The 19,867-nt window shown below is 63.2% G+C and carries 13 protein-coding genes and 1 tRNA gene; 6 read left to right on the top strand and 8 right to left on the bottom strand.

Annotated elements, in window-relative coordinates:
- The first annotated feature begins 13 nt into the window (after window positions 1-13).
- Window positions 14-889 carry an SGNH/GDSL hydrolase family protein gene (locus ABDW49_RS14280; protein ID WP_343612683.1) on the top strand — a complete coding sequence of 292 codons (876 nt, stop codon included), beginning with the start codon at window positions 14-16 and terminating at the stop codon, window positions 887-889.
- Between the two features lie 1,495 nt (window positions 890-2,384).
- On the opposite strand, the gene ABDW49_RS14275 is transcribed toward ABDW49_RS14280, so the two are convergent.
- Both ABDW49_RS14275 and ABDW49_RS14270 read right to left on the bottom strand, forming a co-directional pair.
- The gene (locus tag ABDW49_RS14275) at window positions 2,385-3,623 is read right to left on the bottom strand and encodes an AAA family ATPase (protein ID WP_343612682.1); all 1,239 of its coding nucleotides are present in this window, start codon (window positions 3,621-3,623) and stop codon (window positions 2,385-2,387) included.
- Window positions 3,624-4,093: 470 nt separating this feature from the next.
- A complete protein-coding gene (locus ABDW49_RS14270) occupies window positions 4,094-4,447 on the bottom strand; it encodes an OmpA family protein (RefSeq protein ID WP_343612681.1) in 354 nt (117 codons plus the stop codon).
- Between the two features lie 500 nt (window positions 4,448-4,947).
- Here ABDW49_RS14270 and ABDW49_RS14265 point away from each other — a divergent pair, with 500 nt between their 5' ends.
- Both ABDW49_RS14265 and ABDW49_RS14260 read left to right on the top strand, forming a co-directional pair.
- The gene (locus tag ABDW49_RS14265) at window positions 4,948-5,172 is read left to right on the top strand and encodes a hypothetical protein (RefSeq protein WP_343612680.1); all 225 of its coding nucleotides are present in this window, start codon (window positions 4,948-4,950) and stop codon (window positions 5,170-5,172) included.
- A gap of 906 nt (window positions 5,173-6,078) precedes the next feature.
- Window positions 6,079-7,281, top strand: coding sequence for an integrase arm-type DNA-binding domain-containing protein (locus ABDW49_RS14260; RefSeq protein ID WP_343612679.1), 1,203 nt, complete (start codon window positions 6,079-6,081; stop codon window positions 7,279-7,281).
- A 347-nt stretch (window positions 7,282-7,628) separates the two neighbouring features.
- On the opposite strand, the gene ABDW49_RS14255 is transcribed toward ABDW49_RS14260, so the two are convergent.
- From ABDW49_RS14255 to ABDW49_RS14240, 4 genes are all read right to left on the bottom strand, one after another.
- A complete protein-coding gene (locus tag ABDW49_RS14255; protein ID WP_343612678.1) occupies window positions 7,629-8,435 on the bottom strand; it encodes a hypothetical protein in 807 nt (268 codons plus the stop codon).
- A gap of 19 nt (window positions 8,436-8,454) precedes the next feature.
- Window positions 8,455-9,804, bottom strand: a complete 1,350-nt coding sequence (locus ABDW49_RS14250; RefSeq protein ID WP_343612677.1) for an integrase arm-type DNA-binding domain-containing protein — start codon at window positions 9,802-9,804, stop codon at window positions 8,455-8,457.
- A 149-nt stretch (window positions 9,805-9,953) separates the two neighbouring features.
- Window positions 9,954-10,028, bottom strand: a tRNA-Asn gene (locus ABDW49_RS14245).
- Between the two features lie 238 nt (window positions 10,029-10,266).
- A complete protein-coding gene (locus tag ABDW49_RS14240) occupies window positions 10,267-11,046 on the bottom strand; it encodes an NAD kinase (RefSeq protein WP_343612676.1) in 780 nt (259 codons plus the stop codon).
- A 153-nt stretch (window positions 11,047-11,199) separates the two neighbouring features.
- Between ABDW49_RS14240 and ABDW49_RS14235 the strand changes: the two genes are divergently transcribed.
- Window positions 11,200-12,552, top strand: coding sequence for a bifunctional diguanylate cyclase/phosphodiesterase (locus ABDW49_RS14235; protein ID WP_343612675.1), 1,353 nt, complete (start codon window positions 11,200-11,202; stop codon window positions 12,550-12,552).
- Window positions 12,553-12,811: 259 nt separating this feature from the next.
- Here ABDW49_RS14235 and mfd read toward each other — a convergent pair whose 3' ends face one another.
- Together mfd and ABDW49_RS14225 are read right to left on the bottom strand one after the other, a co-directional pair.
- Window positions 12,812-16,315 carry a transcription-repair coupling factor gene (mfd, locus tag ABDW49_RS14230; protein ID WP_343612674.1) on the bottom strand — a complete coding sequence of 1,168 codons (3,504 nt, stop codon included), beginning with the start codon at window positions 16,313-16,315 and terminating at the stop codon, window positions 12,812-12,814.
- Window positions 16,316-16,475: 160 nt separating this feature from the next.
- Window positions 16,476-16,754: a succinate dehydrogenase assembly factor 2 gene (locus ABDW49_RS14225; protein ID WP_343612673.1), complete on the bottom strand. Its 279-nt coding sequence runs from the start codon at window positions 16,752-16,754 to the stop codon at window positions 16,476-16,478.
- A 107-nt stretch (window positions 16,755-16,861) separates the two neighbouring features.
- Here ABDW49_RS14225 and recG point away from each other — a divergent pair, with 107 nt between their 5' ends.
- The gene (gene recG, locus ABDW49_RS14220) at window positions 16,862-18,922 is read left to right on the top strand and encodes an ATP-dependent DNA helicase RecG (RefSeq protein WP_343612672.1); all 2,061 of its coding nucleotides are present in this window, start codon (window positions 16,862-16,864) and stop codon (window positions 18,920-18,922) included.
- A 35-nt stretch (window positions 18,923-18,957) separates the two neighbouring features.
- On the top strand, window positions 18,958-19,626 hold the full coding sequence (locus ABDW49_RS14215) for a hypothetical protein (RefSeq protein WP_343612671.1): 669 nt from the start codon (window positions 18,958-18,960) through the stop codon (window positions 19,624-19,626).
- The last annotated feature ends 241 nt before the right edge of the window (window positions 19,627-19,867 follow it).

The following is a 19,867-nucleotide window of genomic DNA, read 5'->3' as shown; positions in this document are numbered from 1 at the left end:
GCTTTCGCCCTTCATGGCGATCGACGAAAACGGCTGGTACGGCAACCAGATCAGCACCAGCACGGTCTCGGACCTCCCGGCCTATGACCCGCGTATCACGCTCGGCGCCGGCATCGGTTTCGGTGGCGACTATTCGATCGGTGGCTATCCCGTCGCGCTGGACAGTGCCACGGGGCCGCTCACCTTCACGCCGGGCAAGGCTTACGACACGCTCGATCTGATCCTGTCGTGTGGCGGTACCGCAGGCAGTTCGGTGGGCGTACAGTTCGGCAGCGGCTCGGTGACGACTGTGCCGTGCAACACCAGCAACTATACGCTGACCACCCTGACCAAGACGCTGGGCACCGAGCCGGTGGTCGTCACCAAGGTCGCAGGCGCGCCGCGCGTCCAGGGCATGACCCTGCGCAACTCGACGGCGCCCAAGGTGATGCTGGCCAACATGGCCAAGGCCGGATCTGCCAGCACCGATTGGGCCGCCACGACCAACAATCGCTCGCCGCTCTCGGTGCTGAACGCCATGCGGCCGGTGGCGGTGTTCATCAATCTGGGCATCAACGATTGGTCGCTCGGCGTCCCTGTGGCCACCTTCAGGGCCAACATGGTTTCGATCATCACGACGCTGCAGCCGAACAGCGATATCATTCTGGGCATCCCGTTCCCGAGCAACCTGTCCGCCTATCCCACTCAGGGGCAGTACGTGCAGGTGATCCGGGATCTGGCCTCGCAGTATAATCTACCGCTGATCGACTTTACCCGCCCGTTTGTGTCCTATGAGGTGTCTCAGCCTCTGGGCCGTTACGTCGACAACCGACATCCTGCTCCGGTGCTTGGATATGGGATGACGGCCAAGTTCATGGCGCGGCGCTTGCGTGAGCTGCTGGGTATCTGACGGCAGCGAATTGTGTATCCGGGCATCGGGTCGGAGACCCGGATACACAAGACAAGGCCACGAATCGGAGAACATGGCGTCGCCCGGCTCACTAACTAGGGTCTGTGCCATTGACTAGATGGAAGTGCGCACGTTCCTGTCAGGCACCTTGAGACTGCCTGGCTAGAGACTGTCGCCCCGCTGCTGAAAAAATCTCGGCGGTGCAGATACTCCGCAAATTCCTTATTCACTAGGAACAAGCGATTCATGGGCGTCGTAGGAAGCATGACGGGCTTCATCATGGCTTTGCTCTGTTCAGCAAACTCATCCCACAATTTCCAGAAATAGGAGATCCTCTGCTTGGGAAACCTTGCAAGCGGCACGTTGCAAAACTCCTTGGGGCTGAAAGACATGAAATACGAGCGTTCCCAACCGACGATGCCAAGGAGCCTGTTGGGAACGCTCGCGGCGCTCGAAGGCGCCTCGGAGCGAAAACGGCGAGCCGCCGCGTTGGTTCCGGATACCGAAATTTGATCAGGGCCACCGTGGGCGCGCTTAGGACGACACCTCCAACCCACCCGGAGATGGGCCACCTCAGGCCGGTGCCCTGATCTGGGCCAGTGCTTTCTCAAGGCGCTAGCTTGTCGGGGAGGATATCGCAGGTTGTCGGAAAGGCTATAGGTATTTCCCGTGCCGCGTAATCACCAAGCTCCATGGCTCGGGTTCCGGCGCTCCTCCCTCTCCCTGCGCTTTTCGTTCACCAAGAACTTGATCCGGTCGCGGCAGGCATTGGCGCTCTGCCACCTGCCAACGTCGTGATCGCCCTCTAGGCATCTCCAGAACCACACCAGGTCTGATCGGTCGACGCCCCAATCTCGCAGGAACGCTAGAGCGTCGATGAGTTCTTGGCCGCGCTCTTGGGGCTTCAATGCGGCATCAGCCACCGAATCCACGACCGCCAAGGCTTGCATAAGGTCCATTCGCTCACCGTAATGCAGCGAGAACGAAAATGGAACATGAGTCGCGGCGAGCCGTGGAAAGTGGGGTATCGGTGGGGGTATCAAATATCTCGGTGATGCAGGGAAAATGGCACAATTTCGCCATTCTTGAGATTATCGCGGCGGAGGGATTATCCGACGCGATTCCGGCTTTTAGAGGGATCTCAGGACGCGCAAAGAGGCCGCCGTCAAAAACACTTGCTGACAAAACAAGCGGCGCACTTCACTGATGTAGCGAGGCCTAGTGCCGTGACCCAGAGACCCAAATCTCCACTGGAACTGGCCTGCCGCCCGCTGTGCCAGTCTCACGCCGTTCCCGAAAATACGACGTTCGAGGGGTAGCCTATGTGGAAGAGCTACATCTCGGAGGGAAGGGTGGTGCTGAAGGAGGTGGAGATCGATTCTGACGGGATGCAGTGATGGGCGCGAGTTGGATTGCGCGCTATACGTGGCCAGCTCGTGCATTTCGCACATTAAAGTCTGCGCTGGCCATCATAGCCGAAGAGAACGACCTTGATCTACGTAGCGGGAAGCATGTCCTTCCGTACCTGCCACCGCAGATAGAACCTAAGGTAAGGGTCGACCAAATTTACCTCCCTCGTGTCTTCGTTCCAATCAATCGCGGCGCCGGTCCCAAACTCGCGCGCAAGGGTCGCCAAGTGTTTGAGTGCAGATGTTATCTCATGTTTTTGGGGAACTTGATCAGACAGCAGGTTGTTCAACTCCTGGCGCAGTTCATCATAAGGGATGAGTGCCTTTGGCCCAGTTGCTGCCAAGGCCAGCAAAATCGCCTGATAGATATCAGCAGCTCCTCCGCCCTTTAAAGGTCTTTTTGCCCTTACTTTGCGAATTTGAGGTCCCGCTGATAGCTTCTGATAGATGGGAAGGCCTGCGTCATTAGATATTCTTCGAAGCATATCATCTATCGAATATGAAGGATCTATCGAATTTTTCGCAAACATAGATGATGCTTCTATGCCGTTGTCAAAGCACATCTCCCAGCAAAATTTCTGCATGAGAAATGGGCTTTCTTGCGCTTCATCGCACAATTTATCTATCAGGGATTCGGTATACTCGACCTTTAATTCTTTAAATCCCAGTCGCGGGATTTTTCCGAGATCATCTTTGTTCCAACTAGGCAAGGTGATGGCAGTAAATCGACCGGTAAGTTCAGACTCTGCCTTAATTGCATCAAAAACGCGGTGAGATACTGAAAGAAGGATAACCTTAAGGCCATTGAAGACCGCGCCTTTGACGTTTCGCATCACATCTCGCCGCTCATCATCGCCAAGATAATGGAAATCATCAATAACGAGCATCACTTTATTTTGGACGAGTGCATTAAGCGCGCTCCTCATCGAGTCGATGCGCTCTCTTTGCGTCGTCGTTGACGAAAACAGTTGAGAGCCGCTAGCAGTGACCACGAGTGGCACGCCGCCCTGTGCTTGAACGGTGGTAGAAGCGAGGTTAGCGGTTTGACTGTCCAGCGGGATATTGAGCTCGGCAGCAACCTTATCCCAAAAATCGGTGGTAGATTTGACCTGACCACCGTCAATCCAGACATATTCCCTATGCCCCAGAATTCTGCGGCATAACACTGTTTTTCCGGTTTTGGTGGGGCCAGAAAGGGAGACGATCTGATTTGGTGTGGCGACAGCGCGGGCAAAGCTTCGCTCGACGTGAACCTCCTCTCGCTCGACATATGTGACTGCAGGCTGGCCGCCCGCCACGAACACCTCATCGCGATGATATCCCATGCACTTCCCTCCGTATCGGCAGCGATGATAAAGCAGGATGTTGCGCGCCGCTACGCATTCTCGCGCGCCGCAGCGTTTTTTTGCGCGCCGCCTGCCCGGCAACGCATTATCTTCAATGACGCTTGGCCATGGCGGCGCGAGCGATGGCCGCTGACGCTTTTCCCTATTCCGCCTTCGGGCAGCTTTCTTGTGCGTGAGCCAACCATCTTTGTCCCCACCACTCCCTTTTCATGGGATGGCGGACCTTCGGACTCAGGGGGTATCGGTGGGGGTATCGCTTATTTGACGCGATGCCCCAAAATGTCGGAAATCCGCCATTTTCGCAATCATCGCGGCGGATAGTTCATCCGCCTAGGCCGCAAGCATTCCGACTCTTGTTGCGACGAACCAGCGCCGATGAGCACCCGCGAGAAATCAGAAAGAAGGGGCCGGATTGCTCCGGCCCCTTCCTGCTTTCGGTGCTGTAGGGCTTAGTTGCCCGAACCCGGACCGTAGGTGATTTCCACGCGACGGTTCTGCAGTTCGCGCACGCCGTCGGCGGTCGGAACGCGGGGGTTGGCTTCGCCATAAGCGGTGCTCGAGATGGTGCCGTCAGCCACGCCATGCGCGGTGAGGTAAGCACGCACCGAGGCGTTACGACGGGCCGACAGACCCAGGTTGTACTTGGGCGTACCCGAGCGGTCGGTGTAACCGGCCAGGGTGATCGCAGCCGTACCGCAGTTGCCATAGGCCTGGATCGCGCTGTCCAGAATGGTCGCAGCCTGAGGCGTGATGTCCGACTTATCCCAGTCGAAGAACACGATGTAGGGGCCCTTGTTGCACACTGGAGCCGGGGGAGGCGGCGGGGGCGGAGGGGGCGGCGGCGGAGGGGGGGCGGCGGCGGCGGGGGCGGCGGAGCAGCCGGCTCGGCAGCGGCATGGCCGAAGTTGTAGGTCAGCGTCGCCAGCACCGAGTGGCTGCGCAGCGAGGTTTGCGCAAAATTCTGCTGAGCATTGCGGAACAGATCGGTGCCGTCCGGGCGGAAGTAGCGATACTTCACACCCAGATCGATGTTATGGGTCAGTGGCATGGTCACGCCCGCGATGGCCTGCCAGGCATAACCGTTGTCGCGGTTGTTCACGGGGACTGAGCCGGCGCTGTTTTCATGCAGCACGATCGAGGCCCAGCCTACGCCGCCGCCTGCATAGGCCTTCGCGCCACCCCAGTGGCCCAGCCCGAACAGCACGTTGCCCATGAAGGCCGTGGTGTAGGTGTTGCCCGAGAGCGTGTTGGCATCACGGGTATAGAAGCCCGTCGCCGTCTGCTCCGACTTCATCCAAGATTCATGGTGAAACCCTTCGGCCTCCAAACGGAATTTGCCGAAATCGTAACCAACGGCACCACCGGCTTCCCAGCCATAGCGAAACCGGTCGGAACGGAAGTTGCTGTTGGAGTCACGGACGTCAGCGCGCTCCTGCTTTACCCCGCCGCCTTCGACGGTGATGTAGGGGCCTTGCTCGTCTGCATGTGCAACAGCACCGGACGCCGCAGTCGCCAGCATGGCAGCTAAAAGTAGTTTCTTCATAGGACCTCTTTCTATGAGCGTGATAGGCCGCTGCGCAGACGGTGACCTCCAAAGCGGCTTCCTCAGGGAAAGTCAGGTCCCGGTGAATTGTTGCGTATGAAGGATGAGCGGCTGCGATCAAACCCGTAGTGTGCTGTTTCGGCAACATTGTTCGGGCTGAAGATGCCGTTGACATGCCTCTAGCAACCGTTTGAGCGGCCTCATCAATCATCAGTGCTGGAAGGGAATTATGTATCCGGCGAGGGCGAGAGATCGGCGCCCAACGCCGGATACACAAAACGAAAACGCGTGCTCTGCCAACGCGTCCTCGTAAAGCTTATAGGTTCCGCACGTGAACCACTCCGCTCCTCCTAATTCTCCGTCAGGGGCTAGGACATGAATGGTAGCGCAACATTAGCGGCTATAAAGCGAATGATGAACCACTGGATTAGTTCCGCCCCCTAATTGCAAAAGGTTGGGTACCGGCGGGGAATCACATTCCCGATCGTGCCCCCAACCGGAGGACTTCCGCCGCGATCCGTCAGAAACTTGGCGTTATGCGGGTGTTGATGCGGTCCGCAAGCTCTCGATTCATGTCCGTTAGAGCTTGGACTCGACGAAGTTCGGCATCACGAACCCGACTGGAATAGTTCGTTGCCCAGGTGGCTGCAGCGCCTAAGACGCCTCCCGCCACCCCAAACCACGCGGCAAGCGATGGCGCCTGACCTGGCAGGGAAGCAACACCGGCGCCGATCGCTAGCACGGCGGCAAGGCCGGGCAGCCAGCGACTAGAGCGATCTGCCCACAGGACCTTCCATGGCGCCGGATACGCGTACGGACCCAAGATACTGGTCAAATCGGCCATATAATTCCCCCTCGGGCGGATGACGCCCACTTTCGTGAGACCATAATATGCTGACACCTGCCGCCGTTAAGGCCGCGCAGCCGCAGGCGCGCGCCTATAAGCTTTTCGACCAGCGCGGGCTGTTCCTGTTTATCGCGGCGAGTGGCCTGCGCTCCTGGCGCTGGAAGTACCGCCGCGCGGGCAAGGAAAAGCTGATCACGCTTGGGCAATTCCCGGCTATGTCGCTGCCCGAGGCGCGTGCGGCACGCGATACCGCGCGGGAACGCCTGCAGGCAGGCGTTGCACCTGGCGCCCCGCGCGCCCACCTCGAGCAGATCGAGACCTTTGTCCAGCTGGCGCGTGCCTGGCACGCGCACCAGGCGCCGCGCTGGTCGACCGTGCATGCAGCCGATGTGCTGGCCAGCCTCGAGCGCGATGCCTTCCCGGCGCTGGGCGAGCTGCCGATCGGTGAGATCGATGCGCCGGCTATCCTCGAGGTGCTTAATGATGTTGAGGGCAGGGGCTGCCTGACGACCGCGAAGCGGCTCCGGCAGCGGCTCTCCTCGATCTTCCGCTTCGGCATCGTGAAACGGCATTGCACCGACGACCCGGCGGCGATCCTATCGCGCATGCTGATGCCAGCGCGGCCGGCGCGCCAGCACGCCGCTTTGCTGTCGGCCGACGAGTGCAAGCAGCTGCTGGCTGACTGCGATCGCGTCGGCGCGCGGCCGATCGTGCGGCTGGCCTCCCGCTTCCTCGCGCTGACGGCGGTGCGCCTCGATGCGGTGAGGGGCATGCGCTGGGGCGAGCTCGAGGATCTCGATGGCCCGGCGCCCGTTTGGCGGGTGCCGGCGGCGCGGATGAAACTCGCCCTGGTTAAGAAGGACGACGAGCGGTTCGATCATCTCGTGCCGCTCAGCGCGCCGGCGGTGCAGCTGTTGCGCCAGGCCGCGCGCGAGAACGGGTATGATACCCATTCGCCGGCGCCCGCCGATCGGCTGGTGTTCTCGACCGGCGCGGCGCCGATCGGGGAGGGGGCCATCCGCCAGCTCTATATCGATGCGGGTTATGGCGGCCGGCATGTGCCGCACGGCTGGCGCGCAAGCTTCAGCACCATCCTCAACAAAGCTGTGCCGGCTGAGCGGGCCTCGATCGACCGCGCCCTGGCGCACTCGCCGAAGGATAAGGTGGAGGCCGCCTATAACCGCGACGAGATGCTGGAGCGCCGGCGCGCGTTGTTTGATCGCTGGGCCGCTTTGCTCGAGGCCTGATACATAAACGCTCCCTTTGTTGCGTAAACCTGAGGCGGGCGTTGCGTAAACCGGGGGAGCGTTGCGTAAACCTGCCCTAGCGTCGAGCGGCTGGCCTAGTTCGCTGCAACAGAGCCTCAGCTAGTCCACCTGCTCGTTGCAGGGGCGCATTCCAGGCCTCACGCCCGGCGCGCGCGGAATGGCACAGGCCTTGCGCCCTTCCCCTTGGGAAGCCCCGGAGCCGCGCAAGCGGCTCCGAGCAACGGTGCCGCCGTCGCTTCGCCTGGGGCGGTTCTTGCCCCATCAGGGGGCGCTTTATCGTCAAACCACGCATGGAGGAGCACCGCTCCTCCCATTCCCTTTATGGATCAGAATGATCCCACGGTTTCTCCGCATGTCGAAGATTCGCGTTCCTGCCTGTCGAGGAGCGCTGCAATCGAAGCGAAGCTCTGGCCGGTGAGCTTGTCCCCCGACCAGAAGTCGTGATGGAACTGGCTTGCCGTGACCGTGGCGATGAGGGCCTCGAGATCCTTGTCGGCCTGCTCGCGGCGCCAGCGCTCGCAATCAGGGGTAGGGGCGTCGCCCAGGAGCGCTTGGAAGTGCTCGATCATCTCGGCCGGGATGCACAGCACATAGGCGTTGGTGATCTGCTCTACCTGCGGAGCAAACTGGCCTTCCTTGTCGGTTGGCCTGCTACGCCTGACCCAACTGACGAAACCGCGCTGGCGGAGGCGATCCAGGGCGTTATGCACGGCGGCATAGCTCTTGCCGATCCTGTCGGCGAGATACTGGATCGAGGGCTCCAGTCGGCCGGTCCTGAACTCGACGATCTCATAGAGGGCCTTGAGCACGCGAAGGCCGATATCGCCGAGCACGCCATTGCGCACGCCGGGCTTCTTGGCCTGGCGCTCGCGCAGGGTGCGCAGCTCGAGTTTCTCGGCCGCCTTGAGGACCGCGCCCATCATACGGCGGGCGCCGCGCTTCTTGCCCTTGTCCTTGCCAAAGCCGACCGGACGCCACAGGCGGTCCTCGAGCTGGCCTTCGGTGTAGCTGTTGCGCCACACCTTCTCGCCAGTGCGCGGGCTGTCCCCGCGCACACGTTCCTTGCGGACAGCCTGGTCCATCAGGCCAGCGGCGATGCCTGTCGTCAGGCTACCGATTGCGCCCCCGCTCATGCGCGGGCTCCCTGGGCTGCTAGGTGCGCACTTTCCGGCGTTCGATCTTTTGTCGTCCCCATCCGGCCAAGCCGGTGCGCCAGGCCCGGCTGGCCCCCGGCGGAGGTGTGAGCAGGGAAGACATGAGCCGCGCGGCTGGCGGCAGACCTTCCATCAGCATCGTCGCCCAGGCGCACGCGATCTCTCGCCGCTGCGGCATATAGAGATAACGATTGTAGATGGGCTCGACGCCTTCTGGGACATGAGCCAGCATCAGGTCGATGACTTCTCGATCGCCGGGGCGCCCAGCGGTCGCGGCGATCCTGTTCATGATCGTCGAGAAGGTCGAGCGCCAGCCGTGCGGGACATGCAGGCCCCTGTATCCAGCGTCCCGGTAGTGCTTCGATACGGTGCTGTCGCTGATCGGCACGCCCTTCTTGCCCACTCCGGGGAACAGCCATTTCGAGCTCTCGCTCAACTGCATGGCCGTCTCGACGGTCTCGACCGCCTCCGGTGACAACGGAATCAGAAATTCGAAGGTGGAATCCCGCTTGTGCTCGCGGGTAAGCTTCATTTTCTCGGCTGGCACGCGCCAGACCGGTTCGGCCCCACCGAGATCCTCGAACTCTTTCCTCTCGGCCAGCCGGACAATGCCCGGCCGGGCTGCCGTCAGTGCTAGGAGCCTCGAGGCGAGGCGCGTGCCCCAGTAAAGATCCTCCATGGCGCCAGTCTTGAGCAGCAGCTCGCGCGCGTCCGGCAGGTGCAGCAGCGCTGGCCGCTTCCTGCCGTCGGTTGGCGCCAGCGCTTTGCGCACGATGCCAGCCGGATCGCTGTCCGCAAGCCCCGAGGATATGCCCCAGACGAACACGTCGGACATATGGCCACGCACTCGGTGCGCCATTTCGATGGCACCACGGCTCTCGATCTTGCGGATGACCTGCAGCACCATGGGCGCCGTGATCTTCCGAACCGGCAACGAGCCCAGATCCGCAAAGACATTGTCCTTCAGCCTGGACAGCACCTGCTTTGCATAGCGCGGGGTCAAAGTCTTCGATGTTGTGGCGTGCCAGGCGCGCGCGAGATCCTCGAAGGTGTTCGCGGTTTCCGCAAGCGAGACCGCCTTGCGCTGCTTCTTCTCTACGACCGGATCGATCCCGTCGCGCAGCAACGCTCGGGCTTTGTCGCGTTCTGCACGCGCATCGATCAAGCTGACCTCGGGATACGGACCGATGACTAGCTTCTTCTCCTTCCCGGCGAACCGGTACTTGAAGCGCCAGACTTTGTAGCCCTTGGGCGATATCGCCAGCAGCAGCCCGAGGGAATCGGGGAGCTTGCGTTCCTTGCCATTCGGGTCGGGTTTGGATTTTCTGCAGGCCGCATCGGTCAGCATGCGGGCCTCGATTCAAAGCCCCCAGCGGAGCCCCCAGAGTGGGGGCCTTTGCATGATCGTGTATGATCGAACATGATTGTTGGGGTGCCAGCAAAATGCCGGAAAATCTAGCCTTTTGACTACCCATGAAAGGGTAAGACAGAAGGACGTGGCTCCCTGAGTAGGATTCGAACCTACGGCCGCTCGATTAACAGTCGAGAGCTCTACCGCTGAGCTATCAGGGACCATGTCGTTTCCGCCGTGGCATCGCTGCCGGGCAGGAGCGCGCTAATAGCAGGCATTCCGAGACTGACAACCCAAAAATGCCGCGAAAATGCAAAAAACATCCATCTGTGGAAAAGTTTTCGTCTTTTGAAGGTGTTGAGGCAGTTTTTCGCCTTCACGCACCATCGCAAGGCACAAAAAAGGGGCCGGAACCGCGCAGCAAACGCCGTTCCGACCCCCATCACACCGCAAAAAATCTCAGACCAGAAACTGCTCGGCGAAAATGCGCTCTTCCAGACTCGCGCCACGGTCGAACAGCAGATGAAGCTGACGGTCGCGCGCGGCGGTGATCGTCACACTGTCGATGTCGCGCACTTCCTTCTGGTCGGCCACGGCGGCCACAGGGCGCTTGGCCGGTTCCAGCACGCGGAAGGAGACCTCGGCGCTCTGCGGCAGGATCGCGCCTTTCCAGCGGCGCGGGCGGAAGGGGCTGATCGGCGTCAAGGCCAGCATCTGGCTGCCCAGCGGCAGGATCGGGCCATTGGCCGACAGATTATACGCCGTCGATCCCGCAGGCGTCGCCACCAGAATGCCGTCGCAGGCCAGATCGGCCATGCGCACCTTGTCATTCACGGTGATCTCCAGCCTGGCGGTCTGGCGCGTCTCGCGCAGCAGCGAGACCTCATTGATGGCGTAGGCGCTGATCGTCTCGCCCGCATGGGTGCGCGCCACCATCTGCAGCGGCGTCACCGAAATCGGCGTGGCGCGCGCCACGCGCTGCTCGATCGTGCGCGATGACCGCACCTTGTTCATCATAAAGCCCACAGTGCCGTAATTGATGCCATAAGCGGGCACCACATGGTCCAGCTCCAGCATCTGATGCAGCACGGTCAGCATAAAACCGTCGCCGCCCAGCACCACCACCGCATCCGCCTCGGCCAGCGGCACCCAGTCATGATCGTTCTGCATGGCGGCCAGCGCCGCTTGCGCGGCCGGCGTATCCGATGCGGCCAGAGCGAGCCTTGGTTCCTTCGTCATTCTCGATCCGGCAACTGCTTGGGGAAGGGCGCAGTCATAGGCGGGCGCCTTGGGTGTGTCCATGGCGAGAAAAGGAACGCTTTGGCAAGCTGCAAGGCGTAAGAAGCTGATTCGGCGCGGGAGCCGTTTCCGCCGCCACCGGACCGATCACCCATGGATGACGCGCAACTGGACCTCGACGATATGCGCGATGCGCTCACCGGCCTGCCGGGGCTGGACATGGCGCGCGAAAGGCTGGCCGAATGGGCGGAGAATGCCGGGCAGGCCCCCGACGAGCCGATCCCCGCCACGCGCTTCCACGCCCTGTTGCTGGGGTTGCGGCGCTTCGAGACGGTCAATCTGGCCTATGGCGCGGCGGCGGGTGACGATGCTCTGGTCGAGGTGGCGCGCCGCCTGACGCAATTCGCGCAAGCCGAACTGACCGGCCCGTGGATGGCCGCCCGCGCGCCCGGTGGCACCTTCCTGCTGATCGCCGACGAACCCTGCAGCCGCGAGCGCTGGCAGATGTTCGCCGAGCAACTGGCTGACCGCGTGGCGCGTCCTCTGGTGCGGCGGGGCGGTACGTTGCGGCTCTCGCCCCGGCTGGCGCTGCTGCGCGTGCTGAAGGATGAGGGCGCCGAGAGCGTGCTCGACCGTCTGGCGCAGACCTTTGCCGTGGCCCAGCGCCACCAGGGCCTGCGCGTGATGTGGGCCGATGGCGAGACCACCCGCGCCGGGCGCACCGCCGCCGAGCTGGAAGCCGATCTGCTGCGCGCCATCGACCGCAAGGAAATCGAGGTGCTGTTCCAGCCGCAATTCGCGCTGAACTGGCAATCCGGCCCAGATGGCGAGCAGGCCGAGGAGCGCCTCTCCGGCGCGGAAGCTCTGGCGCGCTGGAACCACCCCAAGCTGGGCCGCATCGGGGCGGGCGCTTTGTTTGCGATTGCCGAGCGGGCCGATCATGTCGTGCCCCTGTCACGCCATATCGCCGAGCAGGCGCTGAAGGCGGCGGCGGCTTGGCCTGCGCCTTTGCGTTTATCGTTGAACGTGACGGCGGCGGATTTGTCGGCTGGAAGCTTTCCCTTCGATCTGGGCCGCGCTCTGGGCAAGACCGGCTTTCCCAACGACCGCCTCACGCTGGAAGTGACCGAGCAGGTGCTGGTCTCGGACATGAGCCTTGCCGAGCGGTCTCTGTCGGACCTTGCCGCGCAGGATATCCGCATCGCGCTGGACGATTTCGGGGCGGGGTTTTGCAACTTCCGTTATCTCAAAACGCTGCCGTTGCACTATCTGAAGCTGGATCGCTCGATGGTGGACGGCATCACCGAGGACCCGCGCGATCTGGCGGTGCTGCGCGCGATTGCTGCGATGGCGCATGCGCTGGATCTGGAAGTGATCGCCGAAGGCATCGAGAGTGAGCCCCAGCGGCTGGCCGTGGCGCGCGAGGGTTGCGCCTATTATCAGGGCTTCGTGCGGGCTCAGCCGATGAGTGCCGAGGCGTTTTTGAAGCTGGCTTTGGGGCAGTAGGAAGGAAGGGTAAGTGCGAGGGTGTTACACCCTCGCGCTCCCATTTTTTGTCAGCGTTGGCGCATGGGGTTCGGCAGCAGAGCAAGGTCGCTGCGCCGCAGGCTTGAAGATTGCCAGCGCCATCTTTGGATCATGGTGACACTGCCTGCGGCGCTTTAGGTTGCGCGGGTGGAGAGTTTGTGCACGCGGATCGGGTGCCACGGCCCTGTCGTCGGAAGACGTTATGGGAGCGCGAGGGGGTAACCCCCTCGCATCTTCCTTACTTCCTCTTCTTCTTCAAAATCGCACTCAACCCCTTGGTCAGTTGCAGCAACCCGTTCAACCGCGCCTTGGGATCGCCCCATGCGCGGCTGACGATCAGCTTGCTGTCGGGCCGCAGCTTGATCGTGCCCTCCAGCCGCGCGGCATAGGCGGCCAGACCGGCAATATCGGGGAAGGAGTCATTGTGGAACGACACCAGAGTGCCCTTCGCGCCCACGTCGATCTTGGCGATATGCGCCTCGATGGCCTGACGCTTGATCTGGATCAGCTGGATGAGGTTGATCGTGGGCTGCGGCAAAGGCCCGAAGCGGTCGATCATCTCGGCGGAGAGGGCCTCGACCTCGGCGCCATCCTCGGCATCGTTGAGGCGGCGGTAGAGCGCCATGCGGACGGCGAGATCCGGCACGTACTCCTCGGGGATCATGATCGGCGCATCGACGGTGATCTGCGGCGAGAGGCCCTTGGTGCTGTCGCGCTCAAGGCCGATTTCGCCTGCCTTGGCGGCGAGGATCGCGTCTTCCAGCATGGACTGGTAGAGTTCGAAGCCGACCTCGCGGATATGGCCCGACTGCTCATCACCAAGCAGGTTCCCCGCGCCGCGAATGTCGAGGTCGTGGCTGGCAAGCTGGAAACCGGCGCCCAGCGAGTCCAGATCGCCCAGCACCTTCAGGCGCTTTTCGGCGGTGTCGGTCATGCCCTTGCCCGCCGCCGTGGTGAGATAGGCATAGGCGCGCAATTTCGAACGCCCAACGCGCCCGCGAAGCTGGTAAAGCTGGGCAAGGCCGAAACGGTCTGCGCGATGGATGATGATCGTGTTCGCGCTGGGAATATCGATCCCGCTTTCCACGATGGTGGTGGAGAGCAGCACATCGTACTTGCGCTCATAGAAAGCGCTCATGCGCTCTTCCACCTCGCTGGCCGCCATCTGGCCATGGGCGGAAACATATTTCACCTCAGGCACATAGGTGCGCAGCCATTCCTCGACCTCGGCCATGTCGGAGATGCGGGGGACGACGATAAAGCTCTGCCCGCCGCGATGGTGTTCGCGCAGCAAGGCCTCGCGCATCACCATCTCGTCCCATTCCATCACATAGGTGCGCACCGCAAGGCGATCGACGGGCGGCGTCTGGATGGTGGAGAGTTCGCGCAGGCCGCTCATCGCCATCTGCAGGGTGCGCGGGATGGGGGTGGCGGTCAGCGTCAGCATATGGACGTCGGCGCGCAGCTGTTTCAGGCGCTCCTTATGGGTGACGCCGAAGCGCTGTTCTTCATCGACGATCACCAGACCGAGCCGCTTGAAATTCACCGATTTGGCGAGCAGGGCATGCGTGCCCACAATCAGATCGACCTTGCCCTCGGCCAGACCCGCGCGGGTGGCGCTGGCCTCCTTCTCGGGCACGAGGCGCGAGAGGCGGCCCACCTCCAGCGGGAAACCGGCGAAGCGTTCGGAAAAGCTCTTGTGGTGCTGGCGCGCGAGCAGCGTGGTGGGTGCCACCACCGCCACCTGCATGCCCGCCATGGCGGCGACGAAACCGGCGCGCAGAGCGACTTCCGTCTTGCCGAAGCCGACATCGCCGCAGACGAGGCGGTCCATCGGCTTGCCGCTGGCCAGATCCTCCAGCACGTCGCCGATGGCGGCTTCCTGATCCTCGGTCTCGTCCCAGGGGAAGCGGTCCACAAAGGGCGCGAAGCTGGCCGGATCGCTGACCAGCGCCGGAGCGGTGCGTAGGGCGCGCAGGGCGGCGGTTTTCAGCAGCTCATGGGCGATCTCGCGGATGCGCTCCTTGAGTTTCGCGCGGCGCTTCTGCCATGCCTCGCCGCCGAGGCGATCCAGCGCGACGCCTTCATTCTCGGCGCCAAACCGCGACAGAACATCGAGATTTTCGACCGGGATGTAGAGCTTGTCGCCTCCGGCATAGGTCAGCATCACGCAATCATGCGGGCTGCCGCCGACGGGCACCGATTGCAGGCCTTCGTATTTGCCGATGCCGTGATCCATATGGACCACCAGATCGCCGGGGCTGAGCGCGGCGAGTTCGGCCAGAAAGGCGTCGGCGGATTTCTTCTTTTTCTTACGGCGGACAAGGCGGTCGCCCAGCAGATCCTGCTCGGTGAGGATCTCCACGCTCTCGCTGGCAAAGCCGGTTTCCAGCGGCAGCACCAGAGCCGCGACACGGCCCGAGGCGGCAATGCCCAAAGCCTCCTGCCACGTATCGGCCAGAGCGGGGGTGGGGGCCTTGAAGGCCTCGCCCGCCTCGCCAAGGATCGACGTGATGCGCGCGCGGCTGCCGGTGGAATAGCAAGCCAGCACCGCCTTCTTGCCCATGCGGGCCTGAGCGATCAGATGCTTGGCGGCGGCCTCGTAAGCGTTGTCGCCGCGTGCGCGTTCGGGGGCGAAATCGCGCGCGCCGTTGAAGGCGAAATCGACCGTGTTGGCGCTGTCGGGCTGGGGGAAAGGCTGGGCCGTATGCGCGGGCCAGCCTTGCAGGCTGCGCGCGATTTCATCCTGAGTCAGGTACAGGGCATCGGCGGGCAGTGGGCGATAGGCGCCCGATTTCTTCTGGGTTTCCGGGTCGGCGCGCGAATGGTGGTAATCGGTGACGTCGGCCAGACGTTCCTCGATGGCGCCTTGCGCTCCGGCTTCCACCAGCAGCAGATCGGCCTCGCCCAGATGGTCGAACAGCGTCACCAGACGGTCTTCCAGCAGCGGCAGCCAATGCTCCATGCCCGCCAGACGGCGTCCGTCGCTCACCGCCTGATAGAGCGGGTCGGTGGTGGCATGGGCGGCGAAACGCTCGCGATAGCGGCTGCGGAAGCGCTTGATGCTCTCGTCATCGAGCAGCGCCTCGCTGGCGGGCAGCAGCAGGTGTTGGGGCAGCGTGCCGGTGGTGCGCTGGGTGGCGGGATCGAAGAGGCGGATCGTCTCGATCTCGTCGCCGAAGAAATCGAGGCGCAAGCCCTGATCCAGACCGCTGGGGAAGATGTCGAAGATCGAGCCGCGCACCGCATATTCGCCGGCATCGGCCACCGTGTCGGTGCGGGCATAGCCGGCGCGGGCGAGCAGGGCGGTCAGGCTCTCGCGCCCGATTTCCACGCCGGGTTTGAGCAGCCGCACCGATTCGCGGATGCGGAAGGGCGTGAGCACGCGCTGGGTGATCGCGCCCACGGTGGTGAGCAGCAGTTGCGGCGCCTCCACCTTCTGCTGCAGCCGGTGCAAGGCGGCCAGACGGCGGGTGGAGATCGAGACGGCGGGGCTGGCGCGGTCATAGGGCAGGCAGTCCCACGCGGGGAATTCCACCACCTCCAGTTCGGGGGCGAAGATTTTGGCCGCGTCGCCGATGGCGCGCATGGCGGCATCGTCGGCGGCGACGAAGACCGCGCGGCCCTGTTTCACCGCCGCTGCCCGTGCCAGATCGGCCAGCACCATGGGCTGGGCGCCGCGCACCAGCCCGGCCAGCGTCAGCGGGCTCTTGGCGGCAAGGATGCGGGAGATATCGGGCATGGCAACAGCGCTTTCGTCAGGGTTTCGGCGTCAGATCCGGGCACGGCAGAAAACCCGCCGCGCCGATTCGGCGGGCAGGGGAGTGCAGACGCCTTTAGGGCAGTCAGCGCTTGAGGGGAAGGCGTTGGTTTGCGTTTTGTTCCGATCCGGCGCGGATCGTTCAGCGCGGAATGTCGACGTAATCCAGCTTGCGCATGCGCTCCATCAGCGCGCCCTGATACTCCTGCGGCACGGACAGCGAGCCCAGTGCCCAGCCGAGGATATCGACATCCTCTTCCTCGATCAGGGTCTCGAACCAGACGAGGTCAGCCTCGCTCCATTCGGCATGGAAGCGGTCGAAGAAGCAGCCGATCATATAGTCGGCCTCACGCGTGCCGCGATGCCAGGCGCGGAAATGGAGGCGCTTGAGGCGGTCCTGATGGGCTTGGGAGTCGGTCATGGGGGCGGGTTAGGCCGGGGCGGGCGCCAGATCAACAGTGATTTGGAACAGTGGAATAAAGCGGGAACGCGGCTGGAAAAATCCTTATCCGCCTTTATGAGGGCGGCATGCGTCCCGAAGAGCTCAATCCCCTGTTTGTCGGTGCCGAAGCGTTGAAAGGCGTGGGGGCGGGGTTGTCCAAGCCTCTGGCCAAGCTTGGGCTCAACCGGATTCGCGATTTCGTCTATCATTTGCCCGACCGTTTCGTCAGCCGCCGGGTGCTGAACGCGCTGGAGGAAAGCGCGGTGGGCGAGCAGGTGATCGTGGAGCTGACGCCCGTCGATTATCGCGGCGGCGGCAATCCCCGCGCGCCCTTTCGGGTGATGGCGCAGGACCGGGCGGGGAATGTCTGCGCTCTGGTCTATTTTGGGCGCAATGCGGGCTGGGCGCGCAAGCAATTGCCGCTGAACGAGCCGCGCTGGATCGCCGGGCGTCTGGACCAGTTCGGGCAGAGCCTGCAGATCGTCCACCCCGAGCATGTGGGCGAGGACAGCACGGCCGCGATGGGCAAGACCATCGAGCCGATCTATCCCTTGTCCGAAGGGATGACTCAGGGACGTCTGGGCGCGCTGGTGCAGCAGGCTTTGACGCATGTGCCGGAACTGCCCGAATGGATCGAACCCTCGTTGAAAACCAAGCAGGGTTGGCCCGATTGGCAGCCCGCCGTGCTGGGCGCGCATCGTGGCGAAGATCCCAAGGCGCGCGACCGCCTCGCCTATGATGAGTTGTTGGCCAATTCTCTGGCGCTGATGCTGGTGCGCGCCAGCAATCGCCGCAGCAAGGGCCAGCCTTTGCAGGGCGACGGGCGACTGCGCTCGAAACTGGCGCTGCCTTTCGCGCTGACCGGCGCGCAACGCCGCTCCATCGCCGAGATCGAGGGCGATCTGGCCCAGAGCGCCCCGATGCTGCGCCTGCTGCAAGGCGATGTGGGCAGCGGCAAGACGGTGGTGGCGCTGGAATCCATGCTGATCGCGGTGGAGGCGGGAGCTCAGGCCGCGCTGCTGGCGCCCACGGAAATCCTTGCCCGCCAGCATTTTGAGACTTTGCGCCGCATGGCCGCGCCCACCGGCGTCAACATCGCCCTGCTGACCGGGCGCGACAAGGGCAAGGCCCGCGAGGGCATCCTGATGGGCCTGATGGACGGCAGCATCGATATGGTGGTGGGCACGCATGCCATCTTTCAGGATGCGGTGGCCTATAAGAACCTCGCGCTGGCGGTGATCGATGAGCAGCATCGCTTCGGTGTCGGCCAGCGGCTGATGCTGACGCAAAAGGGCAAGGCCACGCCTCATTGCCTCGCCATGACCGCCACGCCGATCCCGCGCACGCTGACTCTGGCGCAATATGGCGAGATGGATGTGTCGCGGCTGGACGAACTGCCGCCGGGCCGCCAGGCCATCGACACGCGCGTGGTGGCGCAGGAGCGGATCGGCGATGTGGTCGCCGCGCTCAGCCGCCATTTCGAGACCGGGCAGCAGGCCTATTGGGTCTGCCCGATGGTGCGCGAAAGCGAAACCGCCGACCTCGCCGCCGCCGAGGCGCGCCATGCCGATCTGGCCGCGCATTTCGGCAATGATGTCGTGCTGGTCCACGGCCAGTTGAAGCCCGAGGAGAAGGACGCCGCCATGGAGCGTTTTTCCCGAGGCGATGCGCGCCTGCTGGTGGCGACCACGGTGATCGAGGTCGGCGTGGACGTGCCCAATGCCACGCTGATGGTGATCGAGCAGGCCGAGCGTTTCGGCCTTGCCCAGCTTCACCAGTTGCGCGGGCGCGTCGGGCGCGGCAGCGAGAAATCGACCTGCCTGCTGCTGCGCGGCGAGGCGTTGAGCGAGGTCGGCCGCGAAAGGCTGGCCCTGATGCGCGAAACGCAGGACGGCTTCCGCCTTGCCGAGGAAGACCTGCGTCTACGCGGTGGCGGTGAACTTTTGGGCACCCGCCAGTCGGGCGACACGCCCTTCCGCACCGCCAGCCTCGAACAGATCCAGCGCCTGCTGCCCATGGCGCATGACGACGCCCGCCTGCTGATGGAGCGTGACGGCGGCCTTGTCGGCGAGCGCGGGGAAGCCGCCCGCCTGCTGCTCTACCTGTTCGAGCGCGACTGGGGCGTGCAGCTTTTGCGCGGCGGGTAAGCGCTTTTTCAAGGCTTTGCGGCTAAGGCCAGGCCATGGCTGCTGCATTCCCTCAAAGATCGATCCTGCTGATTGCGCTGGCCGCGATGGGTATCGCGGTGCTGCTGCCTTTCGATCAGGGCCTGCGTGTTGTCAGCTTCGGGCATCTGCCGATCCATGTGCTGCTGGTCGGGGTGCTGGCGCTCGCGGGCGGATGGTTTGCCCAAAAAGGCGGGCTGTCCTCCGCTGCGCATCTTCGCGCCGGCCTGCTCTGGGCGCTGGGCATGGCGGCCTATGTGCTGCTGCTCGATCTGGTGGTGGCGCGCCCGCTGATGCCCGCAGGCGCCATGGCCTATGCCCATATGCCGCTGCTGGGCCGGCTGACGGTGTTTATGATGCGCGCCTTCAATGAAAGCGTGATCTATCGCCTGTTTCTGTTCGGCGGACTGATCGCGGTTTTGCAGAGCCGGTTCTCACGCCCCTTGCCGCCGATGGTGGTGCTGGCGGCGGCGCTGGTGGCGCAACTGGCGAACATTGGTATCAACCTTGGGCTGGGTGAAGCGGGAGCGATCGGCCCGGCGCTGCTGCTCTATTGGTTGCTGCGCTATGTGCTGCCCGGCGTGGTCTGGGGCTGGCTGTACTGGCGCCATGGTTTTGTGACCACCGAGATTGCGTCCACCGGGGTTCACCTGTTTCTGCAGCCGTTGGTGGGGTTTTTGGTTTAAGGGGAAAGGGAAGATGCGAGGGTGTTACACCCTCGCGCTCCCATGAATGTCTGCGTTGCGCCAAGGGTTCGGCAGCAGAGTAAGGTCGCTGCGCCGCAGGCTTGAAGATCCCAGCACAACCTTTGGATCAAGGTGACCCTGCCTGCGGCGCGTCAAGTCGCGCAGGTGGAGAGTTCATGCAATCGGATCGGGCGCCACTGCCTGTGCGCCGGAAGACGTCATGGGAGCGCGAGGGGGTAAC

Origin of the sequence: Novosphingobium sp. (assembly GCF_039595395.1) — a bacterium.
Classification (GTDB): domain Bacteria; phylum Pseudomonadota; class Alphaproteobacteria; order Sphingomonadales; family Sphingomonadaceae; genus Novosphingobium.
This window is presented reverse-complemented; position numbering and strand designations above follow the sequence as displayed.

Bases quoted from the DNA above. Each gene is read 5' to 3' on its own strand.
- ABDW49_RS14280 (WP_343612683.1), top strand. From the start codon at position 14: ATGGCGATCGACGAAAACGGCTGGTACGGCAACCAGATCAGCACCAGC.
- ABDW49_RS14275 (WP_343612682.1), bottom strand. From the start codon at position 3,623: ATGGGATATCATCGCGATGAGGTGTTCGTGGCGGGCGGCCAGCCTGCA.
- ABDW49_RS14265 (WP_343612680.1), top strand. From the start codon at position 4,948: ATGGTGAAACCCTTCGGCCTCCAAACGGAATTTGCCGAAATCGTAACC.
- ABDW49_RS14260 (WP_343612679.1), top strand. From the start codon at position 6,079: ATGCTGACACCTGCCGCCGTTAAGGCCGCGCAGCCGCAGGCGCGCGCC.
- ABDW49_RS14255 (WP_343612678.1), bottom strand. From the start codon at position 8,435: ATGAGCGGGGGCGCAATCGGTAGCCTGACGACAGGCATCGCCGCTGGC.
- ABDW49_RS14250 (WP_343612677.1), bottom strand. From the start codon at position 9,804: ATGCTGACCGATGCGGCCTGCAGAAAATCCAAACCCGACCCGAATGGC.
- ABDW49_RS14240 (WP_343612676.1), bottom strand. From the start codon at position 11,046: ATGACGAAGGAACCAAGGCTCGCTCTGGCCGCATCGGATACGCCGGCC.
- ABDW49_RS14235 (WP_343612675.1), top strand. From the start codon at position 11,200: ATGGATGACGCGCAACTGGACCTCGACGATATGCGCGATGCGCTCACC.
- mfd (WP_343612674.1), bottom strand. From the start codon at position 16,315: ATGCCCGATATCTCCCGCATCCTTGCCGCCAAGAGCCCGCTGACGCTG.
- ABDW49_RS14225 (WP_343612673.1), bottom strand. From the start codon at position 16,754: ATGACCGACTCCCAAGCCCATCAGGACCGCCTCAAGCGCCTCCATTTC.
- recG (WP_343612672.1), top strand. From the start codon at position 16,862: ATGCGTCCCGAAGAGCTCAATCCCCTGTTTGTCGGTGCCGAAGCGTTG.
- ABDW49_RS14215 (WP_343612671.1), top strand. From the start codon at position 18,958: ATGGCTGCTGCATTCCCTCAAAGATCGATCCTGCTGATTGCGCTGGCC.